Source organism: Halochromatium sp., from assembly GCF_046541315.1.
In the GTDB taxonomy this organism is placed as follows: domain Bacteria; phylum Pseudomonadota; class Gammaproteobacteria; order Chromatiales; family Chromatiaceae; genus Lamprobacter.
The window spans coordinates 1-6,799 of the sequence record NZ_JBKHDN010000155.1; the positions used below are offsets into that span (position 1 = coordinate 1).

Sequence of the window (6,799 nt, forward strand, 5' to 3'; positions counted from 1 at the left end):
AGGCGCGCTTGAGTGCCTCCTTGGAGAGACCGGTGCGGATGTGTTCATTGTCCAGCGGGTGTTCGTCCAGGGTGCTTGCGTCCAAGGTGCTTGCGTCCAGGGTGCTCATGCGCGTTTCCTCGATGGTGATAGCGGAAGGTTCAGAACGGCCAGATCCAGTCATCGACCTCAGGCTTGTCGATGCCGTATTCATGGGCATGATTGCGGCATTCGATCTGCATGTCCTTGAGCCGCTCCATCACATGGGCGCCGGCGACCTGTAAGCGCGGTACGCGCTTGATCACGTCCATCGCCAGCGTGAAGCGGTCGATCTCGTTCTCGATCGCCAGCTCCAGCGGGGTGTTGATATTGCCGCGTTCCTTGTAGCCGCGTACATGCAAATTGTGGTGGTTGGTGCGGCGATAGGCGAGACGATGGATCAGCCAGGGATAGCCGTGGAAGTTGAAGATCACCGGCCGGTCCTTGGTGAACAGGCTGTCGAAATCGGCATCGCTGAGTCCATGCGGATGCTCGTTCGGGGTGGTGATGCAAAACAGATCGACGACGTTGATGAAGCGGATCCTGACCTCTGCGAAGTGCTCGCGCAGCAGCGCGGTGGCGGCGAGCGCCTCCTTGGTCGGGATGTCGCCGCAGCCGACCAGCACCGCGTCCGGCTCCTCGCCCTGATCGTTACTGGCCCAATCCCAGATCCCCAGGCCCTTGGTGCAGTGCTTGATGGCCGCGTCCATGTCGAGATACTGCAGATGGTTCTGCTTGTCGGCGACGATGACGTTGATGTCGTCGCGGCTCTGTAGGCAGTGGTTCACCGTCGAGAGCAGGGTGTTGACGTCCGGCGGCAGGTAGATGCGGGTGACCTCGGGGTTCTTGTTCACCACCACGTCGAGGAAGCCCGGGTCTTGATGGGTGAAGCCGTTGTGGTCCTGGCGCCAGACCGTCGAGGTGATCAGCAGGTTGAGCGAGGAGATGCGCGCGCGCCAGGGGATGTCCTCGCAGATCGCGAGCCACTTCGCGTGCTGGTTGTACATGCTGTCGATCACATGCACGAAGGCTTCGTAGGTGGCGAAGAAGCCGTGGCGCCCGGTCAGCAGATAGCCCTCGTACCAGCCCTCGAGGGTGTGCTCGGAGAGCATCTCCAAGACCCGGCCGTCGGGCGAGAGCTCGCCGCCATCGGCGTCCTCGTCCTTGTACTCGCACAGCCACAGCTTCTTCGAGACCTCGTAGATCGCATCGAGCTTGTTGGAGCTGTTCTCGTCCGGGCCGAAGACGCGGAAGTTGTCCATGTTCTTCGCCATCACGTCGCGCAGCAGCGCGCCGACCGGCTTGGTGTTCATGTGCCGGGTGGTGGCGGGCCGGTCGACCGCGATCGCATAGTCGCGAAAATCGGGCCGCCGCAAGGCGCGGCGCAGCAAGCCGCCATTGGCGTGCGGATTCGCGCTCATGCGCAGGGTGCCGGTCGGCGCGAGGGCCTTGAGCTCCGGGATCAGCCGACCCTGCGCGTCGAACAGCTCCTCGGGCTTGTAGCTGCGCATCCAGGCCTCAAGCTGGCGCAGATGGGCCTCGTTGCCGTGCATGCCCGATAAAGGGACCTGATGGGCGCGCCAGAAGCCCTCGACCTTGTGGCCGTCGACCGTGTCCGGGCCGGTCCAGCCCTTGGGCGTGCGCAGCACGATCATCGGCCAATGGCCGCGGGTCGCCTTGCCCGAGCCGCGGGCCTCGTCTTGCAGCGCCTTGATCTCGGCGTAGCAGCTGTCCAGGGTCGCGGCCATCAGCCGGTGCATGGTCATCGGGTCGTCGCCCTCGACGAAGTGCGGTGTCCAGCCGTAGCCGCGCATCAGGCTCGCGAGTTCCTCCTGCGGGATGCGCGCGAGCAGGGTCGGGTTGTTGATCTTGTAGCCGTTGAGATGCAGGATCGGCAGCACCGCGCCGTCGCGGATCGGGTTCAGATACTTCGCCGAATGCCAGGAGGTCGCGAGCGGGCCGGTCTCGGCCTCGCCATCGCCGACCGCGACCGTGACCAGGAGGTCGGGGTTGTCGAAGGCGGCGCCGAAGGCGTGCGAGATCGAGTAGCCCAGTTCGCCGCCCTCGTGGATCGAGCCGGGGGTTTCCGGGGTGCAATGGCTGCCGATGCCGCCGGGAAACGAGAACTGCTTGAAAAAGGCCCGCATCCCGGCCTCGTCCTCGCTCTTGTTCGGATAGATCTCGGAATAGGTGCCTTCCAGATAGACCGGCGCCAGCACACCGGGCGCGCCGTGGCCGGGTCCGGCGAGGAAGATCGCCTCCTGCTGGTGGGCGTTGATGAGCCGGTTCATGTGGACATACATGAAGGCCAGACCGGGACTCGCGCCCCAGTGGCCGAGCAGGCGCTGTTTCAGATGCGCCTCTTGCAACGGCTCGCGTAGCAAGGGGTTGTCGCGCAGGTAGATCATGCCCACTGCCAGATAGCAGCAGGCGCGCCAGTAGGCGTCGATCTTCTCGAGCAGCGGCTGATCGACGGTGGCGGTCATCGTGGGATTGGCGGCCATGGGGTCTCTCCTAAACGCGGGGTTTGGTGTGTGAGAGTAGAGGGCTTCGGTGAACGCTTGATGACGCCGGCGCGGGCGTCGAGGATCGAGTCTGGAGGCGGCGGGCGCCCGTTGCGGAGCGCATCGACATCATTCCGTCGTCCGATTGTCATCGTCTGCTGGCAATCTTTACGCTTGAATGCTGGACCGCCGTCCGCCGCGTCCCGCCAGGGGCTTCGACCATCATCCGATCCAGGAGGTCAACAGTGAACGAATCTAGCGCCAACTTCGAGGGCATGGACTGGCTCAAGGCCGAACTCGAGGCGGAACTCGACGAGGACTACGAACTCGAGCTGTCGGAGCCTGCGTTATCGCTGGAGCTGAGGCGCATCTACAAGAAGCGGCATCCGCAAACGCTGGATCGGGCTACCTATTTCAAGGCCTTGCTCAGCCTACAAGCGGAGCTGATCAAGTTGCAAGACTGGGTCGAGCATCGCGGCGAGAAGATCGCGGTCCTCTTCGAGGGCCGCGATGCCGCCGGCAAGGGCGGTGTCATCAAACGCATCACGCAACGCCTGAATCCGCGCGTGTGCCGCGTGGTCGCGCTGACCAAGCCCAGCGAGCGCGAGCGCACCCAATGGTATTTCCAGCGCTATGTGCCGCATCTGCCCGCCGGGGGCGAGATCGTCCTCTTCGACCGCTCCTGGTACAACCGCTCCGGGGTCGAGCGGGTAATGGGCTTCGCCACGCCGGAGCAGGTCGAGCAGTTCCTCCAGGACGTGCCCGAGTTCGAGCGCATGTTGGTGCGCTCCGGCATCCGGCTGATCAAGTATTGGTTTTCGATCACCGACGAGGAGCAGCAGCTGCGCTTCCTGATGCGCATCCACGATCCGCTCAAGCAATGGAAGCTGAGCCCGATGGATCTGCAATCGCGCGTGCGCTGGGAGGACTACACCAAGGCCAAGGAGGAGACCTTCGCCCGCACGCACATCCCCGAGTCGCCCTGGTTCATCGTCGAGGCCAACGACAAGAAGCGCGCGCGCCTCAACTGCATCCATCATCTGCTCGATCAGATCCCCTATGGCGAGGTGCCGCACGAACCGATCAGCCTGCCGGATCGGGTGTTCAATCCCGACTACGATCGCGCCGTGCTGCCGAATGAACTCTATGTGCCGGCGCGCTATTGAGGCGCCGGGGCGTGCCGGTCGGCGGCGCCGGTCTGGCGGGAACCGAGCCGATGGGGGCCGCTGGGAACACGGCTAGGATCCCAGCTGGGAATCGCCTGTTGCCAGAAGGTCTCGACATCGCTCGGCGGCTCCGCGAGGGGCGTCTGCCCGAGCAAGCGCCAGGCGCGCTCGAGCGCGGGCAGCGGGTTGCTAGGATCGACCGGGGCCGCGGCCAGGCTCTTGGAGAGCTTGCGCCCGTCGTCGCCGAGCACCAGCGGCAGATGGGCATAGGCGGGCCGAGGCAGACCCAGGCAGCGCTGCAGATAGACCTGACGCGGGGTCGAGGCCAAGAGGTCGGCGCCGCGCACGACCTGCGTGATGCCTTGCTCGGCATCGTCGACCACCACGGCGAGCTGATAGGCATAGAAGCCATCGGCCCGGCGCAGCACCAGATCGCCAACCTCGCGCGCCAGATGCTGAACGATGCCGCCCTGAACCGCGTCCGGGACGCTCAGCTCCATGTCAGCGACCCGCAAGCGTTCGCTGCGCGGCGAGCGGTTGGGAGGCAGTCCGGCGCGGCAGGTGCCGGGGTAGATCGGCCCTTCCGGCCCTTGGAGGCCGCGCGCGGCGATCTCGCGGCGGGTGCAGGCGCAGGGATAGCTGAGTCCCGACTCGCGCAGTTGTTCGAGCGCGGCCTGGTAAAGCGCGCGGCGCTGGCTCTGGTAGACGACGGTCTCGTCCCAGTCCAGTCCGAACGCCTCAAGCGTGCTCAGGATGGCGCAATCCGCGCCGGCGACGGCGCGGTTGCGGTCGAGATCCTCGATGCGCACCAGCCAACCGCCTTGCTGCGCGCGCGCATCGGCATAACTGCCAATGGCGGCGAGCAGCGAGCCGAAGTGTAATGGGCCGGTGGGCGAAGGCGCGAAACGGCCACGGTAAGGCGGGGCGTTCATCAGCGGTCAGACTCGGGGCGGGTGCTGTCTGCGCCCGGGCACGGGCCCGGCCAGTGCGCAGGCTCGACCGGGCCGGAGTCCTGCGCCAAAGGTGCGGGGGGTCGCTTGGTCTGGCGCCGGGAGCCGCGACGCTTGCGTGTCGCGGCTCCGAGGCGGATGAGGCGGTTGGCTCAGCCGCGCTGCTTTTCGCGGATCTCGTCGAGCGTCTTGCAGTCGATGCAGAGCGTGGCCGTAGGCCGCGCCTCGAGCCGGCGCACGCCGATCTCGACCCCGCAGGCCTCGCAGTAACCATACTCGTGATCGTCGATGCGCGCGAGCGCCTCGTCGATCTTGCGGATCAGCTTGCGCTCGCGATCGCGGGTGCGCAACTCCAGGCTGAACTCGGACTCCTGCGTCGCCCGGTCGTTGGGATCGGGGAAGTTCGTGGCCTCGTCCTGCATGTGATGGACCGTACGGTCGACCTCCTCCATGAGTTGCCGCTTCCACTCCAGCAGCAGCTTGCGGAAGTGCTCTTCCTGGTCCGTGTTCATGTACTCCTCATCCTGTGCGACGGCATAGGGCTCAAAACCGAGTGCCCGTGCGCCTTGTTTGTCTGTCTCGGCCATGATGTGCTCCCGGAGACGGTGCTATGTTGAACCGGCCCTCGATCAGGTGACCGTGGCGCGATCCGTGAAGCCTGTGTCGAGCGGCAGCCACCCTCCGCCCGACATCGAAGCCGCTCCTTCTAGCAGATCGTTGCCGTCGCGACAAGCACCGCGCGTGCCATCGGCCTCAGTCGGAGGGCAGGTCCTGCAAGACCTCGTCGACCTCGTCGATCCTTGCCATGACGGTTTCAGGTGCGCGACCGCGGAGACAGCGTTCTCGGATGCTCAGCAGCTGTTCCGGCAGTTGCTGCAAATCCTGGGTCGTCTGCCAATTCATGGTCTGGTCGATCTCGGCGAGCACCTGCTCTTGACCCTTGAAGTCCGCGTCGGCCACCGACGCCCTGAGCATACTCCAGGCACCTTGCAGGCCAGCCTTGATGGGGTTATAGAAATTCATCATGGCTTCTTCGCTGATATGAAATGTCGAGCAGGCGGATGAAGGTGGTCATCGATCGCTTGTTCTTGTCGAATCCGGGCCTTGCAGCCAAGCGCGGGCGGCGCTGGCAAAGGACTCGACATCGGCGATGAGCTGCGCGACTTCCGTATCGTCCAGCCCGGCATCGGCAAGATAGTCCGCCCGTTGGCGCTTCTCGAAGGCGGAGATCAACAGCCGATGAAAGCGCGCATCCACACGACCGGTCTTCGCAAACTGCTGTCCAAAGGCCGAGATGACCGCCCGGTGACTGGAGAACGAAAGGCCCAGCGCGTCGAGCAGAATCTCGGCCAGATAAAAGGCCGCGTAATAGGTCCGCGAGACCGCCGAGTCGCGGTCTCCGGCCTCACGCAGGAGTCTGGCGGAGTCCAGATAACGCTGCGCCTTGCGCAGCAGCTTGGCGTCCCCGGTCATACCGCCCGACCCTCCCGGCGCACGTTGTGCCAAAACGCCCCCTGTGATGTCTCCAGCGCGCCTTCCTCCAGCGGCAGCACGGAAATCAGCACCTGGTACTTGATGTTCAGCTCGGCCAGCAGGTCGAGGATGCGGTCGATCTCCTGACCGGGCCGCTCCATGCCGCGCAGTGACAAGATCAGGTCGATGTCCGACTCCGGCCCGGCATCGCCACGCGCTTGCGAGCCGTAGAGCCAGAGTCCCGCGAACCTGTCGCCGAGGCGCGCGCGCAACCCGTCCGCGAACTCGGCGAGAATGGCTTGGGTGTTGATCTGCTCGCCATGAATCTGGACCCGTCCGGCGATGTTGGGGGGCGGCTGACGTTGCACTTGCATCGCGGTTCTCCTGTGACGCTTTCGTGTAGCGGTTTCGGCATCAGCTCAAGCCACACCGCATCGCTGACCACCAGCAAACAGATCCAGGTCGTCTAGAATCTCCAGCTCTCCCTGTTGCCGCGACGACCGAGGATGCCGTTGGTGTTCCACCAGCGAGCCGCATCCATCTCGCCGTGACGGGCGACGACGAGGCGTCGCTTGAACAGCCGCGCTCGTTCGATGTCAGTGAACGATGTTGTCATGGCCCTTGCTTTTCTCCGTTGTCGTTTGTTTCCGCGTCGGCAGGCGCGCCAGAGCGTAACCAAAGCCGAGGG

The 6,799-nt window shown here is 64.9% G+C and carries 7 protein-coding genes; 1 reads left to right on the forward strand and 6 read right to left on the reverse strand.

The genetic code is table 11. The features are described from left to right. Window positions 1-140 precede the first annotated feature (140 nt). Entirely contained in the window at window positions 141-2,522 is a 2,382-nt protein-coding gene (locus ACLFQI_RS10315) for a phosphoketolase (RefSeq protein WP_410759079.1), read from the reverse strand. A 275-nt stretch (window positions 2,523-2,797) separates the two neighbouring features. Here ACLFQI_RS10315 and ppk2 point away from each other — a divergent pair, with 275 nt between their 5' ends. Beyond that, on the forward strand, window positions 2,798-3,688 hold the full coding sequence (ppk2, locus tag ACLFQI_RS10320) for a polyphosphate kinase 2 (RefSeq protein WP_410759089.1): 891 nt from the start codon (window positions 2,798-2,800) through the stop codon (window positions 3,686-3,688). On the opposite strand, the gene gluQRS is transcribed toward ppk2, so the two are convergent. The 5 genes from gluQRS to ACLFQI_RS10345 all read right to left on the reverse strand — a co-directional run bounded on the left by gluQRS (window position 3,682) and on the right by ACLFQI_RS10345 (window position 6,485). After that, window positions 3,682-4,620: a tRNA glutamyl-Q(34) synthetase GluQRS gene (gluQRS, locus tag ACLFQI_RS10325; protein WP_410759080.1), complete on the reverse strand. Its 939-nt coding sequence runs from the start codon at window positions 4,618-4,620 to the stop codon at window positions 3,682-3,684. The two genes, ppk2 and gluQRS, sit on opposite strands and share 7 nt — an antisense overlap. A 170-nt stretch (window positions 4,621-4,790) precedes the next feature. Continuing rightward, window positions 4,791-5,225, reverse strand: a complete 435-nt coding sequence (gene dksA / locus ACLFQI_RS10330) for an RNA polymerase-binding protein DksA (protein WP_410759082.1) — start codon at window positions 5,223-5,225, stop codon at window positions 4,791-4,793. A gap of 166 nt (window positions 5,226-5,391) precedes the next feature. Continuing rightward, window positions 5,392-5,661 carry a hypothetical protein gene (locus ACLFQI_RS10335; RefSeq protein WP_410759084.1) on the reverse strand — a complete coding sequence of 90 codons (270 nt, stop codon included), beginning with the start codon at window positions 5,659-5,661 and terminating at the stop codon, window positions 5,392-5,394. 48 nt (window positions 5,662-5,709) lie between these two features. Next, window positions 5,710-6,111, reverse strand: a complete 402-nt coding sequence (locus ACLFQI_RS10340; protein WP_410759086.1) for a HEPN domain-containing protein — start codon at window positions 6,109-6,111, stop codon at window positions 5,710-5,712. Continuing rightward, window positions 6,108-6,485 (reverse strand): nucleotidyltransferase domain-containing protein, encoded by a 378-nt coding sequence (locus ACLFQI_RS10345; protein WP_410759088.1) that lies wholly within the window; start codon window positions 6,483-6,485, stop codon window positions 6,108-6,110. Before ACLFQI_RS10345 ends, ACLFQI_RS10340 begins: the two co-directional genes overlap by 4 nt. Window positions 6,486-6,799: the final 314 nt, after the last annotated feature.